The sequence below is a fragment of the Mycobacterium kyogaense genome, assembly GCF_003254575.1.
Classification (GTDB): Bacteria; Actinomycetota; Actinomycetes; order Mycobacteriales; family Mycobacteriaceae; genus Mycobacterium; species Mycobacterium kyogaense.
Map to the genome: position 1 here is coordinate 64,523 of NZ_QJUA01000018.1, position 21,570 is coordinate 86,092.

A 21,570-nucleotide genomic window follows, 5' to 3' on the forward strand; every position below is an offset into this window, starting at 1 on the left:
TAAACGTGCTGTCGGGGCCGAGTCCTACGATCCGGTGGTGACGCGGACTCGGTGGCGATGGGCGGGTGCACTCGGCCTCGCCGCCGGAGTCACCGCAGCGCTGTGGGGCGTACCACCGTGGTGGTGTCTGGCCATCGCCGTCGCCACTCCGCTCGTGCCGGGGTTTCTCACCGCCGTCGTCGTCGGGGCCGCCACCCCGGGCACGCGTGAGACCGACGCCCGAGACGAGATGTCGGGCACCGAATTCGAGGACTACGTGGCCCGCATCGCTCGCTCGGTCGGGGTGCCGGTGATCATGACACCGCTGTCCGGCGACTGGGGTGTCGACCTGATCGTCGGGCATCGGCCGAACCGACTGGCGGTGCAGTGCAAGCGCCAGTCACGCCCGGTCGGCACCGGCGCCGTCCAGGAGGTGGTGGCCGGCGCGCCGATGCAGGACTGCACCCGCACGATGGTCGTCACCAATCACCAATTCACCCCTGCAGCAAGGAAACTCGCCGAGCGTCACGGGTGCGAGCTGGTGGGCGGTGACGAGCTGCCCCGGCTGCGTTCGACGATCCGCCGACTCACCCGGCCGATGGAACCGACATCGACCTGAGCACCGCACGCACCGCGTCGACCGCGGCGTCGATCTCCCCGCGAGAGACCGTCAGCGCCGGCCGGAAGCGGACACTGTCGGAACCGCACCCCAGCATGATCACCCCGGCGTCCCAGAGCCGGGCCACCAGCGTGTCGCGCTGCGCGGACCCCGGCAGACTGAACGCACACATCAAGCCGCGGCCGCGCACGTCACGCACCAACGCCGGGAACGCCGCAGCCACCTCGTCGAGCCGCGCGAGCAGGTAGCGGCCGTTGTCGGCGGCACGCTCGAAGAGTTCGTCGGACTCGATGACCTCGAGGATGCGGCGCGCGCGCACCATGTCCACCAGGTTGCCGCCCCACGTCGAGTTGATCCGCGAGCTCACCGCGAACACGTTGTCCGCGACCTCGTCGACCCGGCCGCCGGCCATCACCCCGCACACCTGGGTCTTCTTACCGAAGGCGACCACGTCGGGCTGCACGCCCAATTGCTGGTAGGCCCAGGCGGTTCCGGTGATACCGCAGCCGGTCTGCACCTCGTCGAAGATCAGCAGCGCGTCGAACTCGTCGCACAGCTCGCGCATCGCGGCGAAGAACTGCGGCCGGATGTGACGGTCGCCGCCCTCGCCCTGGATCGGCTCGGCGATGAAGCAGGCGATGTCATGCGGCGCAGCCTCGAACGCCGCGCGCGCCTGCCGCAGCGACTCCTGTTCCAGCGCTTCGATGCCGGCCCCCGATCGCAGGTACGGCGCATCGATGCGCGGCCAGTCGAACTTCGGGAAGCGCGCGACCTTGTTGGGGTCGGTGTTCGTCAGCGACATCGTGTAGCCGCTTCGGCCGTGGAAGGCACCACGCAGGTGCAGGACCTTGGTGCCCAACTCGGGGTCGCGACCGTGCGCCTCGTTGTGGCGGCTCTTCCAGTCGAACGCCACCTTGAGCGCGTTCTCGACGGCCAGCGCCCCGCCGTCGACGAAGAACAGATGCGGCAGCGCCGGATCGCCGAGGACGCGGGCGAACGTCTCCACGAAACGGGCCATCGGCACGCTGTACACATCGGAATTGCTCGGCTTGTTCAGCGCGGCCGCGGTCAGCTCCGCGCGGAACTGCTCGTCGTCGGCCAGCGCCGGATGGTTCATGCCCAGCGCCGACGACGCGAAGAACGTGAACATGTCCAGATAGCCGCGGCCGGTGCGCGCGTCGATCAGATAGGACCCGTGGGAGCGCTCCACGTCGAGCACGAGGTCCAGGCCGTCGGCCAGGATGCTGCGGGCCAGAACCGGCCGCACCTCGTCGGGCGTGAGGTCAGCAGTGATCCGGGATGCGACAGCGGGAGCCGCCAGGACGTCGGTCATTCGCCGACTATAACGCAAAAATTCCGTTAATAAACGGTCTGCGTCCGAAAGTTTCCCGTTGCGGACCGCTACACGCGACTCTTTTCCGGCTCGAGCGCCTCTTCGGCTGCCCGCCGGCGGATATCGATGGTTCCGCCGATCTGCCGGGCCAGACCGGGGTGGCTCTGCACCACCGGCGCGACGACATCGCGCGGAATCGAGAGCACCGTCGTCTCGGCCACCGCCACCGCGCCGGTCAGCACCCGCTGGCGGGTCAGCGCCGTGGCCCCGATGAAGTCACCGGTCTGCACCAGCCCGATCGGCATGCGCGCGCCATCTCGCGCGGTGGCCGTCAGCTGCAGCTCACCCTCGAGCACGAACCCCAGAGCCTTCGGAATCGACCCCGTCGCCTGCACGATCTCGCCCTCGGCATAGGACTCGAGCCGGCCCGCCTCGACCAGTGCGGCCGTCGTCTCGTCGTCGAGCCCCAGCCTCGCCCCGATCCTCATCGCCTGCGCGGCGAGGTGCGGTGCCATGTCGTCCTGCGGCTCCACGCCGTCCAGGCGCACCCCCGCGCGCCGAGCCGCATACCAGACTCGATGCAGCAGAAGGTTCTTCGTCGGGGACTCGTCGGACGGGCCGATCACCGGGACCGACACGCGGTACTCCCCCGCGCCGAGCGCGCTCACCTTCGACGGTAGATCGGCGACTTTCGAGGGCAACGCGTCGGCCACCGCGCGCAACATCTCGACGACGGTGGCGGGTCGGTCTCCCGGGCTGAACGCCAACGTCGCCGTCGCCTGGAACGCGGCACCGGTCACCCGACTCAGGTTCGTGAAGGACCCGGTGGCCAGCGACGCGTTCGGCACGATCTTGATCCCGTTGCCGGTGTCGATGTGCACCGACCGCCAGTTGACCTCCAGGACCCGGCCGCGGGCCTCCGACGTGTCGAGCCAGTCACCGATCCGGAACGGCTGCTCGAACAGCAGGAACAACCCCGCGATCACAGGGCCCACGGCCGACTGCACAGCCAGGCCGATGACGATCGAGGTCACTCCGACCGCCGCGAACAACCCTCCGACGTCGGTACCCCAGACCCAGGAGAACAGCAGTCCGAGACCGATCACGATGACGACGAGCCGACCCAGATCGATGAAGATCGTCGGTAGCCGCTCGCGCCAGCTGCCCGGCCGCGCTTCCCCGAACAGCGCCGCGTTGGCGCCCGAGAGTGCGAACAGGATGAGAAGGAAGCCGAAGACGGTCGCGGCGATCCGCGGCCAGGTGGCCTCGACATCGGAGTCGTTGAGCTGGTCGATGAGGATGTACAACGCCAGCGCCGGCAGAACCGCATTGCGCAGCAACAGAACCGGCCTGGCGTAGCTGCTTCCGCGCCGGGCCAGCCACTGATAGACCTCGGTCAGGACCAGCAGCGCCACCGGCAGCGCGATCACGACCGACAGGGTCGGCCAGAACCAGGGCTGGGAGGTCAGCCCGGTCACGCCGACCTCGCCGGAACGCGCAGCGACCACACCGGCTCCTCACCCTCGGGACCGGCCAGCCTGCCCTCCTCGGTGAAGGTGTAGAGCGCCGTGAGATTCGCGTGCACACGATCGCTGACGAAGATCCCCGGCCGATCGGTCGCGGCGTGCACGCGGTGCGCCAGATCGACCGCTTCACCCCACAGGTCGTAGATCCTGGTGCGCTGCCCGATCAGACCGCTCGAGACCTGGCCGCTGTCGATGCCGATGCGCAGGGCCAGCTCGGCATCGTGCCGATCGTTGAACACGTTGATCACCTCGACGAGGTCGACGGCGAAAGCGGCTGTCCTGCTGGCGTGGTCGACACGGGGCACCACCAGCCCGCAGGTGGCCAGGAAACCGTTGTGCAGGTTACGCACTCGTTCGATGCCGTGCCGCTCGGCGGCCGCGTCGAACGCCTCGATCAGATCGTTGAGGGTGCGCACGGATTCCTCGGCCGACAGCGCGCGGGCGAAGTCCTGGAAGTGCAGCAGCTCGGCATAGATCACCGAGACGTCGCGGTGGTCGCCGCCGATGGCCTGCTCGCCCTGGCGGAACCGCTGCGCGACCGTCTCGGGCATCAGGGTGCCCAGTAGATCGTCGATCTCGCGCCGCTGCTCCTCGATGAGCTCCTGCTTGGTGCGGAGGCTCTCCGACATGTCGTTGAATTCGGCTGCCAGATCGCCGAATTCGTCCTTGGTGGTGACCGGGACGCTGACGCCGACCTCGCCGCCCCGAACCCTGCGCACAGCGTCGGCGATGCGCGCGACCGGGCGGGTCAGCATCCGGCTCAGCAGGAGCGCGAGGATGCAGACGACAAGGACGATCGTCGCTGTCGACAGGGCGATGTTGCGCGCGAACTGATTGACCGGGGCCAGCGCCTCGTCCTCGTCGATCTTGGCGACCAGCACCCAGTTCAGTCCCGGGATGTCGAGCGGCATGTAGGACACCAGCGAGGCCGGACCGATGTAGTCGTTGTCGGTCACCGTGCCCGACTCACCCTCCAGCGCTCGATCCACCGCGACCGTGTTCACGGGCTGCAACAAGGTGCTGCCCTTGACGGCCACTTCGCGTTCGGCCACCTCGGTGGGCGTGCCGTTGTCGACGACCTCGCCGACGAAGGCCTGGGGGTCGGTGAGCAGCCGCCGCGACACCGACCGCATCAACCGGTCCGGCCCGGCGAGGTAGGTCTCGCCGGTGGCGCCCAGTCCGTCGGCCTCCCACTCGCGGTTGCCGGTCATCACGTCGTTGATGCCGTCGATCGACAACTGCAGGGCGAGCACGCCCTGGATGGCGCCGCCGTCGCCGATCGGCGAGATCACCCACAGCGTCGGCTTGTCGTACGCCGGCGGGTACCGCTCGAAGTCGGTGATGAAGGTCTGGTCGACCGAGGTCGCCTGCAGCGCCTTGCGGTAGCTGTCCGCCAGCAGGGTCGCCTTGTAGGGCCCGGTGAACAGGTTCGTGCCGAGATCGGCGCCCTTGTACGCGGTGTAGACGACGTTGCCCGACGTGTCGATCAGCAGCGAATCCTCGAACGCGAATCGCGTGGTCAGGTCGGCGAAGAAACGCTGATAGCGATCGTTGGTCTCCGACCAGGCATCCGGCGGCCCCGCCGCCCGCAGCGTCAGCGCCTTCTCGAAGTCACCACCCGCGGGCACCGTGTAGGCGTTCTGCAGCGCGATCGCGGCGTTGCCGTTGGGAACGAACAGCGTCGGGTCCGCCGGTTGGCCGGACTGCTTGCTCAGCTCCGGCGCGAACACGGTGTCGTAGTAGCGGCGCACGGCGTCGCGGTCCTCCGGTGTCGGAGGCGTGGCGTCCAGCTCGCGATAGGCGGCCGCGAAATCGCGGGTCGCATTCACCGTCGTCGCTCCGTGCGTCACGATCGACGCGGCATCGCTGACAGTGCGGAAGTACTGGGTTATCTCGCGTGCTCGCGACTCCCGCACCTGGGTCATGTTCTTGAACTCGGCGGCGCGGAGCGAATTCGTGCCGGAGACGTAGCCGATCGTTCCGGTGACCAACACCGACAGCACGCTGACGAGGAGAAGAGCAATCAGCACTTTGGACTGAACGCCGAGCCCGATCCGTCCGCCACGTCTCCTGAGCAGGCTCATTCGGCCACGCCCTCCCCTCCGTCAGGTGGCTACTGTGGCACGAGGCAAACACCTCGGCCTGATTCGTTACCGAACCGAGCTGGACCGAGATCAGGCCGCGGAGGACGGCGATTACGGACAGGCGACGTTTTCGATCTTGAAATGTTCTGCTCACAGGCCCCATTGCAGGAACTACTCCGGTACAGAGCGCCTATCGCTGTAAAATTTATGTAAGATGATCGTGCTGCGGGTCTTGACGTCGGCCGCGGTACGGATGCGTTGCAGCAGGCCTTCCAGCGCCTTGGCCGACTTCACATGGACCAGCAGCACATAGTTGTCGTCGCCGGCCACCGAATAGCACGCCTCGATCTCGGAGATGTGTTCGAGCCGGGCGGGGGCGTCATCGGGTTGCGACGGATCGAGAGGGGTGATGGCGACGAACGCCGACAACATGTTGCCGACCGCCTCGGGATTGATCCGGGCGGTGTATCCGGTGACCACGCCGCGCGATTCGAGGCGACGCACCCGCGACTGCACCGCCGAGACCGACAGGCCCGCCGTCGCCGCAAGGTGCGCCAGGGTGGCCCGTCCATCGGCCACGAGTTCGCGCACCAGCACACGGTCGATCTCGTCCAGCGGCTGGCATTCGTCGGGCCCGGTCATGGCCGCACTGTATCGGAGGACCGGTGTCTGACGTCCAAACCTGGCAACTGCGGGCGCAATTCGCCGCTGGGCTGTCCGCCATGTACGGCGCCGAAGTGCCCGCCTATCACACCCTGGTCGAGGTCAGCTCCGAGGTGAACCGGGGCGTCGCCGCCGCCGACGGCGACGCGGAGCGACTCGGCTCCCTCGACCGCGTCACCGCCGAACGACACGGTGCGATCCGCGTGGGCAACGCCGCCGAACTGGCCCAGGTCGCCGATCTCTTCGCCGCATTCGGCATGTTCGGTGTGGGCTACTACGACCTGCGCGAGGCGGCGTCCCCGGTGCCCGTGGTGTCGACCGCTTTCCGACCGATCGAGCCAGAAGAGCTGGCCCGCAACCCCTTCCGGGTGTTCACGTCGATGCTGGCCGTGGCCGACCGACGGTTCTTCTCCGACGACCTGGCGCAACGAGTGACCGGCTTCCTCGAGACGCGGCAGCTCTTCGACCCGGCCTTGATCGCGACCGCCCGCCGCATCGCGGCGCACGGCGGCTGCCCGTCCGCCGAGGCCCACGACTTCGTCACCGCCGCCGTCTCGGCGTTCGCACTGTCCCGCGACCCCATCGACCGTGGCTGGTACGACGAACTGTCGGCGGTGTCCGCGGTGGCCGCCGACATCGCCGGGGTGCGGTCCACCCACATCAACCACCTGACGCCCCGGGTGCTCGACATCGACGCGCTACAGCAGCAGATGACCGCGCGCGGCATCACGATGATCGACCACATCCAGGGCCCGCCCCACACCGACGGCCCGCAGGTGCTGCTGCGCCAGACCTCGTTCCGGGCGCTGGCCGAACCCCGGCGGTTCCGCGAACCGGACGGTTCCGTCGTGGACGGGACGCTGCGCGTGCGCTTCGGCGAGGTCGAGCAGCGCGGCGTGGCGCTGACCCCGCTGGGCCGCGAGCGATACGACGCGGCCATGGCCGGCTCGGATCCCGCCGCGGAGTGGGACCTGCACTTCCCCACCACCGACGCCGAACTCGCCGCCTCCGGACTGGCCTACTACCACGGCGGCGATCCGGCCCGCCCCGTCGTCTACGAAGACTTCCTGCCCGCCTCGGCAGCCGGCATCTTCCGCTCGAACCTCGACGGCGACTCCGCAACCGCAGCGGCCAATCATTCGGCCTCCGCCGAGGGCGGCGCCGACCACACCGACTACAGCCGCGACTGGATGGCCGCCACGATCGGCCACCACATCCACGACCCCTATCACCTCTACGAGAAAGCAGCCTCTTCATGACCTCGACCGTCACCTCGACGCTCCCCACTTCGGATGCGCTGCGCGCCCGCGCGACCGACGCGCTGGCCGCGGTGGGCGCCCAGGTCCAACTCGGCGCTCCGAACGCCGGCGGCGTGACCGCCAGCTCCCCGATCAACGGCGACGTGCTTTTCACGGTCGCCGAATCCTCCGCCGACGAGATCGACGCGGCGATCGCAGCGGCCGCGGACGCCTTCACGACATGGCGGACGACACCGGCCCCGGTCCGTGGAGCGCTGGTCGCCCGGCTCGGTCAGCTGCTGGTCGAGCACAAGGAGGATCTGGGCGCGCTGGTGACCATCGAGGCCGGCAAGATCACCTCCGAGGCGCTGGGCGAGGTCCAGGAAATGATCGACATCTGCGAGTTCGCCGTCGGCCTCTCGCGCCAGCTCTACGGCAAGACCATCGCCTCCGAGCGGCCCGGGCACCGGCTGATGGAGACCTGGCATCCGCTCGGCGTGGTCGGCGTCATCACCGCGTTCAACTTCCCGGTCGCGGTGTGGGCATGGAACACCGCGGTGGCGCTCGTCTGCGGTGACACCGTGGTGTGGAAGCCTTCCGAGCTGACCCCGCTGACCGCGGTGGCCTGCCACGCGCTGCTGGCCCGCGCGTGCGCCGACGTCGGCGCGCCCACCGGCGTCTCCCAGCTGGTGCAGGGCGGCCGCGAGGTGGGCGAGCAGCTGGTCGACGACCGCCGCGTCGCGCTGCTGTCGGCGACCGGCTCGGTGCGCATGGGCCGCGAGATCGGTCCTCGCGTCGCGCAGCGCTTCGGCAAGGCGCTGCTCGAACTCGGCGGCAACAACGCCGCCGTCGTCACCCCCTCGGCCGACCTCGACCTGGCGGTGCGCGGCATCGTGTTCTCCGCGGCGGGCACGGCCGGTCAACGGTGCACGACGCTGCGCCGGCTGATCGTGCACTCGTCGATCGCCGACGAGCTGGTGGGCCGGATCGTGGCGGCCTACGAGCAGCTGCCGGTGGGCGACCCGTCCGCAGAGGGCACGCTGGTCGGGCCGCTCATCCACGAGAGGTCCTACCGCGACATGGTCGGCGCGCTGCAGCAAGCCCGGGCCGAGGGCGGCGAGGTGATCGGCGGCGATCGGGTGGATGTCGGGGACGAGGGTGCGTTCTACGTCCGTCCTGCGGTGGTCCGCATGCCGGCGCAGAGCGAGGTGGTGCAGTTGGAGACATTCGCGCCGATCCTCTACGTGCTCACCTACGAGACGCTCGACGAGGCCATCGCGTTGAACAACGCTGTACCGCAGGGTCTTTCGTCGGCGATTTTCACCCTCGACGTGCGCGAGGCGGAGCGCTTCCTGGCTGCCGACGGGTCGGACTGCGGTATCGCCAACGTCAACATCGGCACCTCGGGCGCCGAGATCGGCGGTGCGTTCGGCGGCGAGAAGGAGACCGGTGGCGGCCGCGAGTCCGGTTCCGACGCGTGGAAGGCCTACATGCGCCGGGCCACCAACACGGTGAACTACTCCGCCGAACTCCCCCTGGCCCAGGGCGTCCACTTCGGCTAGGCCCCCTTGTGCCGCGAGTGAGCGGGTTTGTACGCCGACACGCCGCGTCCGGCGTACATTCTGCGCGCGCTCGCGGTCGAGAATCGTCGGTATGGAACTGGACGGCAAGGTCGCGATCGTCACCGGCGCGGCATCGGGTATCGGCGCTGCGCTCGCGAGCGGGCTCGCCTCGCGCGGCGTACGCGTGGTCATCGGCGATCTCGATGAGGCGGGTGCACACGCAGGCGCCGAGGCGATCCGGTCGGGCGGCGGCCAGGCCATCGGCCTGCGGGCCGATGCCTCCGACGTCGTCGACATCGAGGGCATGATCACGTTGGCGAGCCGCGAATTCGACCCCGTCGACATCTACATCGCGAACGCCGGAATCATCGGCAGGCCGGGGCTCGGCACGGAGCAGGACTGGGACACGATCCTCGACGTCAATCTGCGCGCCCACATCCGGGCCGCGAGACTGCTTGTGCCGCACTGGCAGTCGAAGGGCTCAGGCTACTTCGTGTCGGTCGCCTCGGCGGCAGGGCTGCTGACCCAGCTCGGCGCGGCAGGCTACGCGGTGAGCAAGCACGCCGTCGTCGGGTTCGCCGAATGGCTGGCGATCAGCTACGGCGACGACGGGATCGGGGTCAGCTGCGTGTGCCCGCTCGGCGTGGAAACACCACTGCTGCAGGCGGTTCGGAGCACCGACGACCCCGACGCCCGACTCGGTGCATCATCGATCGAACAGTCCGCCGCGGTACTGTCCGCCGACGACGTTGCGACAGCGACGATCGAGGCGATGCTCGCCGACCGCTTCCTGGTGCTCCCGCACGCCGAACTGCTGGACATGTACCGGCACAAGGGTGGTGACTACGACCGATGGATTTCGGGGATGCGGCGCTACCAGCGCGCGCTGCGCGCACAGGGCGAGACGTAAGAATCCCGTCATCAACGTCGCCCCGCGATCACGGACGAGCCTCTGAGGCTCGGGCGAACCACTCACAGCAAAGTCGCTGACACCTGTCAGACCAGCTAGATTGCCACTCTCTCGGCGGCCGCTAACCCACGCACGGGACACCTGTCCCAACCGACAACGGCCGGGTACCTCGCGGCGCGGCCACCGGCGCCGCGGGCCACCTGCGCGACCTGCGCATACCGGCCGGTCAGGTCGTTTCATCGCCCGCGAGGGCACCCTCGCCGCGTGTAATCTCCGAACTCTGGACACCCGTTTGGGCTCTACGAGGAAAGGACGAATGTGGACGTCCGCGCGCAATTGTCACAACTCGACGAGACAGCGCGAGACGCCATCGCGCGCCGCATCAAGGCCCGACTCGCTTCTCGCGACGACGACACGAGCGATCACCACGTCGCGATCATCGGCGGCGGTGTCGCAGCCTTGACTCTGGCGCTGGAACTGCGTTCCGCCCGCCCCGGCACCCGCGTCCTCGTCGTAGAACCCACGCCGCACCCCGTCCCCGAGATCACCCACACCGTAGGAGAGTCGACGGTCGAGATCTCCGCGCACTATCTGCGCGACCGGCTCGGACTGGCCGACCATCTGCAGAACCACCAGATCCGCAAGATGGGCCTGCGGATGTTCTTCAGCCAGGACGACAACACCGACATCAGCCGCCGTGTCGAAGTCGGCAGCAGCGCATTCGTCCCACAGACCACCTATCAGATCGACAGGGGCCGGCTGGAGAACGAACTGCACCGCCGATGCCTCACCGCCGGCGTCGAATTCGCGACCGGGCGAGTCCGTGCCGTCTCGCTGGGTGACGATGCGACACCGCACCGGGTGACGATCCAGCGCGACGACGACGACATCGAGAGGACGGCCCGCTGGGTCGTCGACGCGTCCGGCCGCAATCGGCTGCTGCCGCGCGAGCTCGACCTCAAGCGCGCCAACGGACATCACTGCAACGCCGCCTGGCTGCGTATCGCCACCGAGATCGACGTCGGCCAGTGGAGTGACGACCCCGCCTGGCACGCCCGCCTGACCGAGGGACGACGCGAATACTCGACGAATCATCTGATGGGCGAGGGCTACTGGGTGTGGCTGATCCGGTTGGCCTCGGGCGCCACCAGCGTCGGCATCGTCGCCGACCCGGCCTTCCACCCCTTCGACGGCTTCAACACCCTCGACAAGGCCATGGTCTGGCTGCGTGAGCGCGAACCGCAGTGCGCCGCGGTCCTCGACGAGAACGCCGGGCTGATCAAGGACTTCCGCGTCATGAAGCAGTACAGCCACACCGTCGAGAAGGTCTACGACGGGCAGGCACGCTGGTGCCTCACCGGCGATGCGGGGGTGTTCCTCGACCCGCTCTACTCCTCCGGTCTCGATCTGGTCGCCATCGGCAACGGTCTGGTCACCGACATGATCACCCGCGAACTCGAAGGGGCAGACGTCATCGCCCGCGCCGCGATCGGCGACTCGATGTTCCGCTCGCTGACCGACATGTGGTGCAACATCTACCGCGACCAGTACGTGCTGATGGGGTCACCGACGGTGATGTCGGTGAAGGTCATCTGGGACATCGCGTTCTACTGGGGCTTCATCGGATTCCTCTACAGCAACGACCGTTTCACCCAGGTTGCCGACGACCCCGAGCTGGTGCCCTATCTGCAGGGTCTGATCGATCTGAGCAATCGCATGCAGCTGTTCTTCCGCGAATGGGCCGCCGTCGAGCGCGATCCCGCCCCCGCCCGGTTCGTCGACCTGTACGTCCCGCTCAACTTCATGCCCACGCTGCACCACGCGATGATGGGGACCTCCGACGCGGTCCGCGAACAGTTCGACGCCAACGCCCTGCTGCTGCGCCAGATCGCGGGCCAGGTGATCGACACCGTCGTCGCCGACAAGGCCTCCCGGTTCTCCGACGACGACGTCATGGTCCAGGCGCAGGCATGGCAGCGCGACGGGCTGCTGCGGGAATTGCGCACCATCTTCCGTGAGCAGCAGGAGATCGATCCCATCTCCACCGGCTGGGTGCTGTGCGCCGCGGCAGCCCGATGACGACAGCTGACCACGACGATCGCGAGGCACTGGCGATCGTCGGCATCGGATGCCGGTTACCCGGGGGCGTCGACTCCCCCGACCAGTTCTGGCGGCTGCTGCTCGATGAAACCGACGCCACCCGCGAGGTACCCGAATCCCGCTGGCACGCCCCGCGATTCCACGACCCCGCGCCCGGCAAGGCCGGCAAGATGGTGACCCGCCGGGGCGGATACCTCGACGACATCGACCAGTTCGATGCGGCGTTCTTCGGCATCTCTCCCCGCGAGGCCAACCTGCTCGACCCGCAGCAGCGACTGCTACTGCACGCCACCTGGGAAGCCTTGGAAGACGGCGGAATACCCGCCGACACGCTGGCCGGCACCGACGTCGGGGTGTTCGTCGGCGGGTTCACGCTGGACTATCAGCTGCTCCAGAACCAGGGCCGCACCAGCAGATTCCGCTTCAAGCCGCATTCGGCGACCGGGATGATGATGACGATGCTCGCCAATCGCATCTCCTACGCGTTCGACTTCCGCGGTCCGAGCATGGCCGTCGACACGGCGTGCTCCAGCTCGTTGGTCGCTGTTCACCTTGCCGCACAAAGCATCTGGAACGGCGACTGCCGACTCGCACTCGCCGGCGGCGTGAACATCATCGTCGGCCCCAACACCGCGATCGCCGAATCCAAGAGTGGCTTCCTCTCTGGCGACGGCCGCTGCAAGGCCTTCGACGCCTCGGCCGACGGGTACGCCCGCGGCGAGGGCGGCGCCGTCGTCGTCATCAAGCCGCTACAGCAGGCGGTGCGCGACGGTGATCGAATCTACGCGCAGATCCTCGGTACCGCGGTCACCCAGGACGGCCACACCGACGGCATCACGGTGCCCAGCGAAGACGCCCAGCGCGCCGCGATCAGCACGGCGCTGCGACGGGCCGGTGTCGCGCCCTCCGACGTCGGCTACGTGGAAGCCCACGGCACCGGCACGCCGGTCGGCGACCCGGTTGAAACCCGCGCTCTGGCAGGCGCACTCGCGACCGACCGGACACCGCAGAATCCGCTGCTGATCGGGTCGGTCAAGACGAACATCGGTCACCTGGAAGCCGGCGCCGGGGTCGCGGGACTCATCAAGGCCGCGCTGACCCTGCAGCACGGCCAGATTCCCGCCAGCCTGCACCTGAGAACCCCGAGCAGCCCGCTCGCCGAGTTGAACCTCGACATCCCCCGCACGACGCGCCCCTTCCCGCCCGGGCAGCGGCGCATCGCCGGGGTCAACTCCTTCGGCTTCGGCGGCACGAACGCCCACGTCGTGCTGGCCGAACCCCCCACTGCCGCAACACCGTCCGACGAGCGCGCGACCGACGGGCTCACTCTGCTCCCGGTGTCCGCCCGCTCCCCGGAGGCGCTCGCCGCAACGGCGCGCCAGCTGGCCGACCACCTGCTGGCCCACCCCGACATCCGCCTCGCCGACCTCGGCTACACCCTGAGCCGGCGCCGCAGCCATCTGAGTCACCGCCGAGCGCTGACCGTCGCCGGGGTCGACGAAGCGCGCGAGCAGTTTCTCGAACTAGCCGATACCGGCGGGGACTCGGCGATCGGTCGCACCGGCGCCGACGCCCCGAAGCTGGCGTTCGTCTGCACCGGCATGGGCCCGCAGTGGTGGAAGATGTGCCGCGGCCTGCTCGACACCCACCCGGTGTTCGCGGCCAGCATCGAGCGCACCGATCGCGAACTCTCCCGCTACACCGATTGGTCGCTGCTCTCCGAACTCCGCCGTGACGAAGCCGATTCGCGGATGGGCGAGACAGAGGTGGCCCAGCCGGCCAACTTCGCCATCCAGATCGCCCTGGCCGAGCAGCTCGCCCACTACGGCGTCACGCCCGATGCGGTGATCGGGCACAGTGCCGGCGAAGTGGCTGCGCACCACCTCGCCGGCCTACTCACCTTCGAGCAGGCAGTCGAGGTGATCTACCACCGCAGCCGCCTGCAGCAACGCACCACCGGCATGGGACGCATGCTCGCGGTGGGCCTCAGCGCCGAGACCCTGATGCAGACTCTCGACGCCGATGCTGCCGCCGAATTCGGGCACCGCGTGTCGATCGCCGCGATCAACAGCCCGTTCGCCGTGACGGTCGCGGGCGACGAGGACGTGCTCGCCGAGATCGTGCGCCAGCTCGACGAGGCAGAGGTCTTCAACCGTTATCTCGCGGTCAAGGTGCCCTACCACACGCACTACATGGACCTCGTCCGCGACGACCTGTTCGCCGCGTTCGACGGATTGTCCTCAGCTCAGAGCCGCATCCCGCTGTACTCGACCGTCACCGGGGAACGGCTCACCGACTACGCGGCAGGTGCCGCGTACTGGTGGCAGAACTGTCGTGCCACAGTACTTTTCGAGGCCGCCGCCCGGCGGATGCTCGACGACGGTTACACCCACTTCATCGAACTCGGGCCCCACCCCGTGCTGGCCTCGTCGATCCTGGAGATCGCCGGATCGCAGGGCGTCGCAGTGGTGGCGACCCAGCGCCGAGGGGACGACGACGCCCGCACCCTGCTGGGTGGTCTGGCGGCGCTGTACAACCACGGCCACGACATCGATTGGCAAGCATTCCATGGCGACGGCGATGCCCATCTGCTGAGGCTGCCGACCTATCCGTGGCAGTCCAAACGCTTCTGGCACGAAACACAGGAGGCGGCCGAAGACCTGCACTACACGCCGGTGCACCCGCTGCTCGGCCAGCCCGTGGCCGGTCCTCACCCCACCTGGGAGGTCGAGCTCAGCGTCGTCTCGCTGCCCTTCCTGGCCGACCATCAGGTACAGGGTGCGGTCGTGGTGCCCGGCGCCGTCTACCTCGAGATGGCGCTCGCAGCCGCCAGCGAAACCTATGGGAGCGCCTGTAGCGTCGACGATCTGGTGCTGCATCGAGCGCTCCTGCTCGACGACACCTGCGATCCGCTGGTGCGGACCACGCTGAACGAGGACAACGGCAAGATCGAGTTCACCGCGTTCACCGGGATCGGAGACGGGGACTTCGGCTGGATCGTCACCGCGACGGCCGAACTCAACACCCTTCCCCCCATCCCGACCCACGACCACGGAGCCGAAGACCACTCCGTCGCCGCGCTGGACTCCGACGAGTTCTACGCGCGCACCACGACTCTCGGGTTCGCCTACGGAGACGCCTTCCGGCCGGTGCGCGACGTCACCGGTGGCGACGGCTGGGCACGAGCGCGGTTGCGTCTACCCGCCGCGGTGGCCGACGAGATCGACATGTTCTCCTTCCACCCGGCGCTGCTCGACGGCGCGCTGCAAGGCTTGTTCGGCACGTCGACGGTGGCCGAGAATGCCACGCAGGCAACATACCTGCCGACCCGCATCCGGCACTGCGCGGTCTATGGGCGTCCTGAGTCCGACATGACCGTGCACGTGCGGGTGGTCGCCGCCACCCGGGAGGAGATCGAGAGCGACATCACCGTCGTCGATCGACTCGGTCAGGCACTGGTGGTCCTGCAGGGATTCACCGTGCAGTCACTGAGCGCCTCGTCGGCGATGTCGACCGAACGCATCGACCGGGGCCTCTACAGCGTGCAGTGGCGCGACAGTGCACCCGCGCAGATGCCTGCCGAGCCCACCACCGGGACCTGGGTGATCCTCTGCGACACCATCGGATTCGGCTCGGCACTGGCCCGTCAGCTGTCCGGGCACGGGCACCGGGTCATCGAGGTGGCCCACCAATCGGTGGCCGACATCACCGAAACGGACACCGGATACGCCGTCGATCCGCTACGCGGAGAACAGCTTCGAGAGCTGATCACGCAGATACACCAGCGCGAGGGCGGGCTGAGCGCCGTCGTCGATCTGTGGCCGGTCGACATCTACTCCGGTTCCGATCACCGCCTCGGTGTGCACACCCTCCTGCACGCGATCAACGCCCTGGCCACACGCGACGGCTCGCCGCCGCGCGTGCACATCGTCACCGCGAATGCGCAACCCGCCCTCGGCACCGAGGACCTGGCCGTGGATCAGGCCACCGTGTGGGGACTCGGCAGAGTGGTCGGGCACCAGGAGTTCCCCGAGATGTGGGGCGGTCTGGTCGACATCGACGACGCCGACGATCCCGACGTGGTCGCCGGGCGCCTCTACGCACACCTGCTCGACGAGGACGCCGAGGACCAGATCGCGCTCCGCGGTGACCGCACCCTCGCGCCGCGCCTGCTTCCGTGCCCGGGACTGACAAAGCCCTTCCCCACCAAGCTCAATGCCACCGCGACCTACGTGGTGACCGGTGGCACCGGTGCGCTGGGACGCAGTGTGGCGCTCTATCTCGCCGAGCGCGGGGCTCGACACATCACGTTGCTCAGCCGTCGTGAGCTGCCGCCTCGCGCCCGCTGGTCGCACCTCGACCCCGCGGACGCCCAGCACGCCACCGTCGAGACGATCCAACGCATCGAACGGCTCGGCGCCCAGGTGCGCTGCGTCGCTGTCGACATCACCGACGCCGAGCACGTGGAACGCTGGCGCGACGAGCACGACGGGGCCGGTTGCCCGCCGATCCGTGGCATCGTGCACGCCGCCGGGTCGGTCGACGACCGCCTCCTGGTCAGCATGACCAAAGACGACTTCGCCACCGTCATGGCGCCCAAGGTGATCGGTACCCGCCTGCTCCACAACGCATTCGAGAAAGAAGATCTCGACTTCTTCGTGATGTTCGGCTCCGCCGGTTCGGTGATCGCGTCCCCGGGGCAGGCCAACTACGCCGCAGCGAACGCCTTCCTGGACGCCTTCGCCCACTTCCGTCGAGCCCGCGGCTTGCCGGCGCTGACCATCGGCTGGGGACCGTGGTCGGTCGGGATGGTCGAGGAACTCAAACTCGAGAAGATCTACGCCAACCGGGGTATCGAGTTGATCACCCCGCGGGCCGGGGTTCGGATACTCGATCGTCTGCTGTCCCAGAAGGTGGCCCACGTCGTCGCGATCACCGCGGACTGGAATCGCGCCCGCCAGGGGTTCGGCGCGCACCTGCCGGCGATCTACCGGGACCTCGAGACCGGCGGCGACGCGTCCGGCGAAGCCGGGGCGGCGTCCCTGCTCGACGCACTCTCCGCACTTCCGGACGCCGAGCGGCTCCCCGTCGTCACCGAGCACGTCCGGGGCATCGTCGCCGCGGTGTTCGACTGCGCGGCAGACGATGTCGAGCCCGATGCCATGCTCGACGATCTCGGGCTGGACTCGATGATGGCGATGGAGTTCCGCGTCCGCATCAACACGATGTTCTCGATCGACCTGCCGGTGCTGGAGATTCTGCGTGGGGTCAGCGTGAACTCGCTCGCCGCGCGAATTCTGGCGGAGCTGCGGCAGATCCACGCCGAGAGTGTCGAGACCGAAGCAGTCACCGTGCCGTCTGAGATGGCGGCCTCCGATGAACTCGACGACCTCATCGCCACCCTGTCCGACGACGAGCTGCGGGCGCTGCTGGCCGATATCGAAAGCGGTGCCGAAGGAAGTCCGGACACGCAGTGACCGCAGCAGAACTCGCACCGGCCGTGCAGGTCCGGGGACTGAGCAAGTCCTACGGCCGGTTGCAGGCCGTCCGTGACCTCGACCTCGACGTCGCCTACGGCGAGGTGGTCGCGATCCTCGGGCCCAACGGCGCGGGCAAGTCGACCACCATCGAGATCCTCGAGGGCCACCGCCGACGCGACGCCGGGGAGGTCCGGGTGCTCGGCGAAGACCCCGGCACCGCCGACCGGGACTGGCGCTCACGCATCGGCATCGTGCTGCAGGACGCCAGTGATTTCGGCACATTGACCGTGGCCGAGACCATGCGCATGTTCGCCCAGTGCTACGGCAGAGCCCGCCGACCCGGGGACGTCCTGGAGCTCGTCGGGCTGTCCGCCAAGAGCGCGGCACGGGTGCGCACCCTCTCGGGTGGGCAGCGGCGGCGGCTCGACGTCGCGCTGGGCATCATCGCCAGCCCGGAACTGCTGTTCATGGACGAACCGACCACCGGCTTCGACCCCGAAGCGCGGCGCCAATTCTGGGATCTGATCCGGGTTCTCGCCGCCGACGGCACCACGATCGTGCTCACCACCCACTACCTCGAGGAGGCCGCCGCGCTGGCCGACCGGGTCGCCGTCATCGCCGCCGGACGCCTGGTGGCCGTCGACACCCCCCACCGGCTGACCGCGGCCCACACCACGGCGACCGTACGTTGGGTCGAGCGCGGGCAGGAACGCATCGTGCACACCGACCGTCCCACCGAGTTCATCAGAGCCCAGGCCGCCGGCGGCGGTGAACTCACCGAGCTGACCGTCACCCGACCCAGCCTGGAAGACGCCTACCTGCAACTGATCGGGGCGACGTGATGACGACATCGTCGCAGTCGTCGCGGGCCCGCCACAGCTCACGGTCCACCACGGCACTGCCGTCGCCGTTGCGCATCGGACTGTCCCGCGTGATCCCCGAGTTGAAGATGTTCTACCGGCGTCCTGAGCAGCTGGTGCTGACCTTTTCGATGCCCGCGATCATCTGCCTGCTGCTGGGATCGATCTTCTCGGCGAAGATCGCCGGCACCGACACGACGACCAGCGCGGTGATCGCCGCCAGCATGCTGGCCTACGGCATCCTGTCGACGTCGTTCATCAACCTCGGCATCAGCGTCGCTGCCGACCGCGAAACCGGTGCGCTGCGGCGGCTTCGGGGCACGCCCGCGACCGCGACCTCCTACTTCGTCGGAAAGATCGCTCTCGTCGCCGTCGCCAGCATCGCCGAGGCAGTGATCCTGCTCGCGGTCGGACTGTTCGCGTTCGGGCTGCGACTACCCGCCGGGATCAACGAATGGCTCACCCTCGGTTGGGTGTTCGCGCTCGGCATCACGAGCTGCTCCCTGCTGGGCATCCTGATCAGCAACGTCGCCAACAACGCCGTCTCGGCCGCGGTGCTGACCAACGGCCCGGCGGTCAGCCTCCAATTCATCTCGGGCACCTACGTCCCGGTGATGGTGCTGCCCACCTGGATGCTCGTCATCGGCTCGCTGTTCCCGGTCAAGTGGATGGCACAGGGTTTCCGCTCGGTGCTGCTGCCGCCCGAGATGGAAGCGTTCGAGCCGGCCGGCAGCTGGGAACACGGACGCATCTTCTGGGTGCTGGCGGCGTGGACCGTCATCGGTCTGCTGGCCTGCCTCAAGGTGTTCCGGTGGACGGAAAAGCGCTGACATGCCGCCGCTGCTGACCATCACCTACCAGTTCTTCCTGCAGATCGTCGTGATCCTGGCGACCTACCGGCTGCTGTGGCCACTGTTCCGCCGCCTGGGCCAGGTGCAGGTGGTCGCGATCATGGTCGCCGGCTTCCTGCTCGGTCCCTCTGTGCTGGGTGCGATCTGGCCGCAAGCGCAGCACTGGTTGTTCCCGACGAAACTCACCATCGGCGCCGAGACCATCACGCACCCCAACCTGATTGCCATCTATGTAGTCGGCCAACTCGGGTTGGTGCTCTACATGTTCCTGGTGGGGTCATCGTTCAAGCTGGACATCCTCGGCGCCCACACACGCCAGGCAGGTGCCACGTCGGCCGCCGGCATCGGCGTCCCGCTCGTCCTCGGCGGCGTCGTCGGGTGGTGGATGGTCGACTCCGGCGGCTATTTCACCGACAAGGTCGCGCACTGGCAGGGCGGGCTGTTCGTCGCTGCGGCAGTGGCCATCACCGCGTTTCCGATGTTGGCGTGGATCGTGTACGACTCGGGGCTGCTCAACACCCGGCTGGGCACCATGTCGCTGTCGTGCGCAGCCGTCGACGACGCGTGCTCGTGGGTTCTGCTGGCGACGGTGGTCGCGACCGCCAAAGGCAGCGTGTTCGGTGCCGTGATCGCCGTCGGTGGCGGTCTGTTCTATCTGCTGTTCATGATCTACCTCGGGCGGCCGCTGTTGGCGCGCCTGGAGACGTGGACCCCCCGCCGCGATTCCGAACGCACAGGCGGCCTGCCGATCGCGAAGCTGAGCATCGTCCTGCTGGTCCTGCTGACCGCGAGCTGGTTCACCGATCTGGTCGGAATCTATTCGGTCTTCGGCGCTTTCGTCGCCGGGCTGATGATGCCGCGCGGCGAACTCCTCGACACGATCCGTGAACGCTTCGAGCCGCTGACCGCCTACCTGCTGCTGCCCGCGTTCTTCATCTACAGCGGGCTCAACACACAGCTCAGCCTCATCCTGGACAGCTCCACGCTGGTGATGGCGGGCGTCGTGCTCGTCGTGTCGTTCGCCGCGAAGTTCGGGGCCATCGGGCTGGCCGCACGCTGGCAGGGCATGAGCTGGTACGAGGCCGGCTCGATGGGGGCACTGGCCAACGCCCGCGGCCTGATGGAGCTGATCCTGCTCAACATCGGCCTGGAAGCCGGGCTGATCTCGGGCAAGCTCTACACGATCCTGGCCGTGATGACGATCATCACGACATTCGTCGCGACGCCACTGCAACGGCTGTTCGCCCGCCGGCTGGAACGCACCGGGGCGCGGTTCGGCCCGGACGGCGTGGAACCGATCGACGCGGTCGCGACGCGCGGCTAACCGCAGCGATTGCGGAAGTCGACAGCGGGCTGCCGAATTCCCTGGAGCTCAGCTTGCACCTGCGGGTTGGCGGCGCCGTAATCCGCCAGTGCCGCCTGCCGGTCCTCCTTGGGCACGTCCTTGAGCGAGGTGAAGAAGTCGTTCACCTGGGGATGAGTGAACAGGTACGCCGACGTCGACGCGGTCACTCCCGCCATGATGCCCGCGAGATCGGCTGCGGTGCAGTTCGGTTGAGCCTGCGCCGGCGTCGCGGTGCAGACCAGGACGGCGCCGGTACCGAGCGCCGCCGCGATCATCCGCCGCGCCCTGATGAGTGATGTGGCCACTGTCTTCTCCTCGGTTACTCGGGGTTCCGTCATCGTCGTCCGCCTCGTCCACCGCCACCGGGCCGGCCACCGCCGCCTCCCGGCCGGTTGCCTGGCCGTCCTGGCGCCCCGATGCCCACACCGGGATCCCAGTCCATGTTGATGTCCCACGTGACACCGTCGTTGCAGTACCAGTCGTACTCACAGGGATAGGGCATGTACGGGCCCGATGATCCGCTGGGTCCGTTGCCCGTGTTGGCGCCCCGCACCTCGCCTTGAGAGCAGATGGTCGTCCCACCCGCGCTGGTGCAGTCAGCGGCCGCGGGGGGTGCCGCGTCCACCAGAGCGGCGACGAACACACCCGCCGCGAACACACATGCTGAGCGCCTCATCGGAGACCGCCACCACCGCCGGGTCGGTTACCGGGCGTACCGGGTCGACCGACATCCGGCCGGCCGGGCCGACCGATGTCCGGTCTGTCCGGGGGTGGCGACGGCGCCACATCGAGGCCGAGATCCCAGGTGGAACCGTCGTAGCAGTACCAGTCCAGATCGCAGGGGTACGGCACCACAGGACCGGTCACGCCCGCATCATTCTGATCGCAGACGGTGATCCCGCTGCTCTTGACACATCCGGCGGCGGCCATCGGTGCACTGACCGTCGGCGTGACGGCGAATGACGCCAGAACGAGTGCCGACATCCCCACGATCTTCGTGCTTCTCATCGCTGGCCCCGC

Annotated in this window: 16 protein-coding genes; 9 read left to right on the forward strand and 7 right to left on the reverse strand. The window is 68.4% G+C overall.

Going from position 1 to position 21,570, the window contains the following annotated elements:
- Positions 1 to 37 precede the first annotated feature (37 nt).
- The gene (locus DMB80_RS14350; protein WP_111510485.1) at positions 38 to 598 is read left to right on the forward strand and encodes a restriction endonuclease; all 561 of its coding nucleotides are present in this window, start codon (positions 38 to 40) and stop codon (positions 596 to 598) included.
- On the opposite strand, the gene lat is transcribed toward DMB80_RS14350, so the two are convergent.
- The 4 genes from lat to DMB80_RS14370 all read right to left on the reverse strand — a co-directional run bounded on the left by lat (position 567) and on the right by DMB80_RS14370 (position 6,183).
- Positions 567 to 1,931 (reverse strand): L-lysine 6-transaminase, encoded by a 1,365-nt coding sequence (gene lat / locus DMB80_RS14355; RefSeq protein WP_111510461.1) that lies wholly within the window; start codon positions 1,929 to 1,931, stop codon positions 567 to 569. The two genes, DMB80_RS14350 and lat, sit on opposite strands and share 32 nt — an antisense overlap.
- Positions 1,932 to 1,999: 68 nt before the next feature.
- Positions 2,000 to 3,439, reverse strand: coding sequence for a mechanosensitive ion channel domain-containing protein (locus DMB80_RS14360; protein WP_111510462.1), 1,440 nt, complete (start codon positions 3,437 to 3,439; stop codon positions 2,000 to 2,002).
- Positions 3,406 to 5,541, reverse strand: a complete 2,136-nt coding sequence (locus DMB80_RS14365) for an adenylate/guanylate cyclase domain-containing protein (protein ID WP_111510463.1) — start codon at positions 5,539 to 5,541, stop codon at positions 3,406 to 3,408. Before DMB80_RS14365 ends, DMB80_RS14360 begins: the two co-directional genes overlap by 34 nt.
- A 171-nt stretch (positions 5,542 to 5,712) precedes the next feature.
- On the reverse strand, positions 5,713 to 6,183 hold the full coding sequence (locus DMB80_RS14370) for an Lrp/AsnC family transcriptional regulator (protein WP_046364323.1): 471 nt from the start codon (positions 6,181 to 6,183) through the stop codon (positions 5,713 to 5,715).
- 80 nt (positions 6,184 to 6,263) lie between these two features.
- Between DMB80_RS14370 and hglS the strand changes: the two genes are divergently transcribed.
- The 8 genes from hglS (at position 6,264) to DMB80_RS14410 (ending at position 20,529) form a co-directional block, all read left to right on the forward strand.
- Positions 6,264 to 7,463 (forward strand): 2-oxoadipate dioxygenase/decarboxylase, encoded by a 1,200-nt coding sequence (gene hglS / locus DMB80_RS14375; RefSeq protein WP_240431197.1) that lies wholly within the window; start codon positions 6,264 to 6,266, stop codon positions 7,461 to 7,463.
- Positions 7,460 to 9,004: an L-piperidine-6-carboxylate dehydrogenase gene (gene amaB / locus DMB80_RS14380; RefSeq protein ID WP_111510465.1), complete on the forward strand. Its 1,545-nt coding sequence runs from the start codon at positions 7,460 to 7,462 to the stop codon at positions 9,002 to 9,004. The genes hglS and amaB overlap by 4 nt, the downstream gene beginning before the upstream one ends.
- 91 nt (positions 9,005 to 9,095) lie before the next feature.
- On the forward strand, positions 9,096 to 9,914 hold the full coding sequence (locus DMB80_RS14385) for an SDR family NAD(P)-dependent oxidoreductase (RefSeq protein WP_111510466.1): 819 nt from the start codon (positions 9,096 to 9,098) through the stop codon (positions 9,912 to 9,914).
- Positions 9,915 to 10,232: 318 nt separating this feature from the next.
- The gene (locus DMB80_RS14390; RefSeq protein WP_111510467.1) at positions 10,233 to 11,993 is read left to right on the forward strand and encodes an NAD(P)/FAD-dependent oxidoreductase; all 1,761 of its coding nucleotides are present in this window, start codon (positions 10,233 to 10,235) and stop codon (positions 11,991 to 11,993) included.
- Positions 11,990 to 17,491, forward strand: a complete 5,502-nt coding sequence (locus DMB80_RS14395; protein WP_111510486.1) for a type I polyketide synthase — start codon at positions 11,990 to 11,992, stop codon at positions 17,489 to 17,491. Before DMB80_RS14390 ends, DMB80_RS14395 begins: the two co-directional genes overlap by 4 nt.
- Positions 17,488 to 18,336 (forward strand): ABC transporter ATP-binding protein, encoded by an 849-nt coding sequence (locus tag DMB80_RS14400; RefSeq protein ID WP_205538684.1) that lies wholly within the window; start codon positions 17,488 to 17,490, stop codon positions 18,334 to 18,336. Before DMB80_RS14395 ends, DMB80_RS14400 begins: the two co-directional genes overlap by 4 nt.
- On the forward strand, positions 18,336 to 19,184 hold the full coding sequence (locus DMB80_RS14405) for an ABC transporter permease (RefSeq protein WP_111510468.1): 849 nt from the start codon (positions 18,336 to 18,338) through the stop codon (positions 19,182 to 19,184). The genes DMB80_RS14400 and DMB80_RS14405 overlap by 1 nt, the downstream gene beginning before the upstream one ends.
- 1 nt (position 19,185) lies before the next feature.
- On the forward strand, positions 19,186 to 20,529 hold the full coding sequence (locus DMB80_RS14410) for a cation:proton antiporter (RefSeq protein ID WP_111510469.1): 1,344 nt from the start codon (positions 19,186 to 19,188) through the stop codon (positions 20,527 to 20,529).
- Here the strand turns inward: DMB80_RS14410 and DMB80_RS14415 are convergent.
- From DMB80_RS14415 to DMB80_RS14425, 3 genes are read right to left on the reverse strand one after another with little or no spacing between them, the layout of a single operon-like run.
- A complete protein-coding gene (locus DMB80_RS14415) occupies positions 20,526 to 20,855 on the reverse strand; it encodes a heme-binding protein (RefSeq protein WP_420812183.1) in 330 nt (109 codons plus the stop codon). The two genes, DMB80_RS14410 and DMB80_RS14415, sit on opposite strands and share 4 nt — an antisense overlap.
- A gap of 29 nt (positions 20,856 to 20,884) precedes the next feature.
- A complete protein-coding gene (locus DMB80_RS14420; RefSeq protein ID WP_111510470.1) occupies positions 20,885 to 21,226 on the reverse strand; it encodes a hypothetical protein in 342 nt (113 codons plus the stop codon).
- Positions 21,223 to 21,558 (reverse strand): hypothetical protein, encoded by a 336-nt coding sequence (locus tag DMB80_RS14425; RefSeq protein ID WP_111510471.1) that lies wholly within the window; start codon positions 21,556 to 21,558, stop codon positions 21,223 to 21,225. The genes DMB80_RS14420 and DMB80_RS14425 overlap by 4 nt, the downstream gene beginning before the upstream one ends.
- Between the last annotated feature and the right edge of the window lie 12 nt (positions 21,559 to 21,570).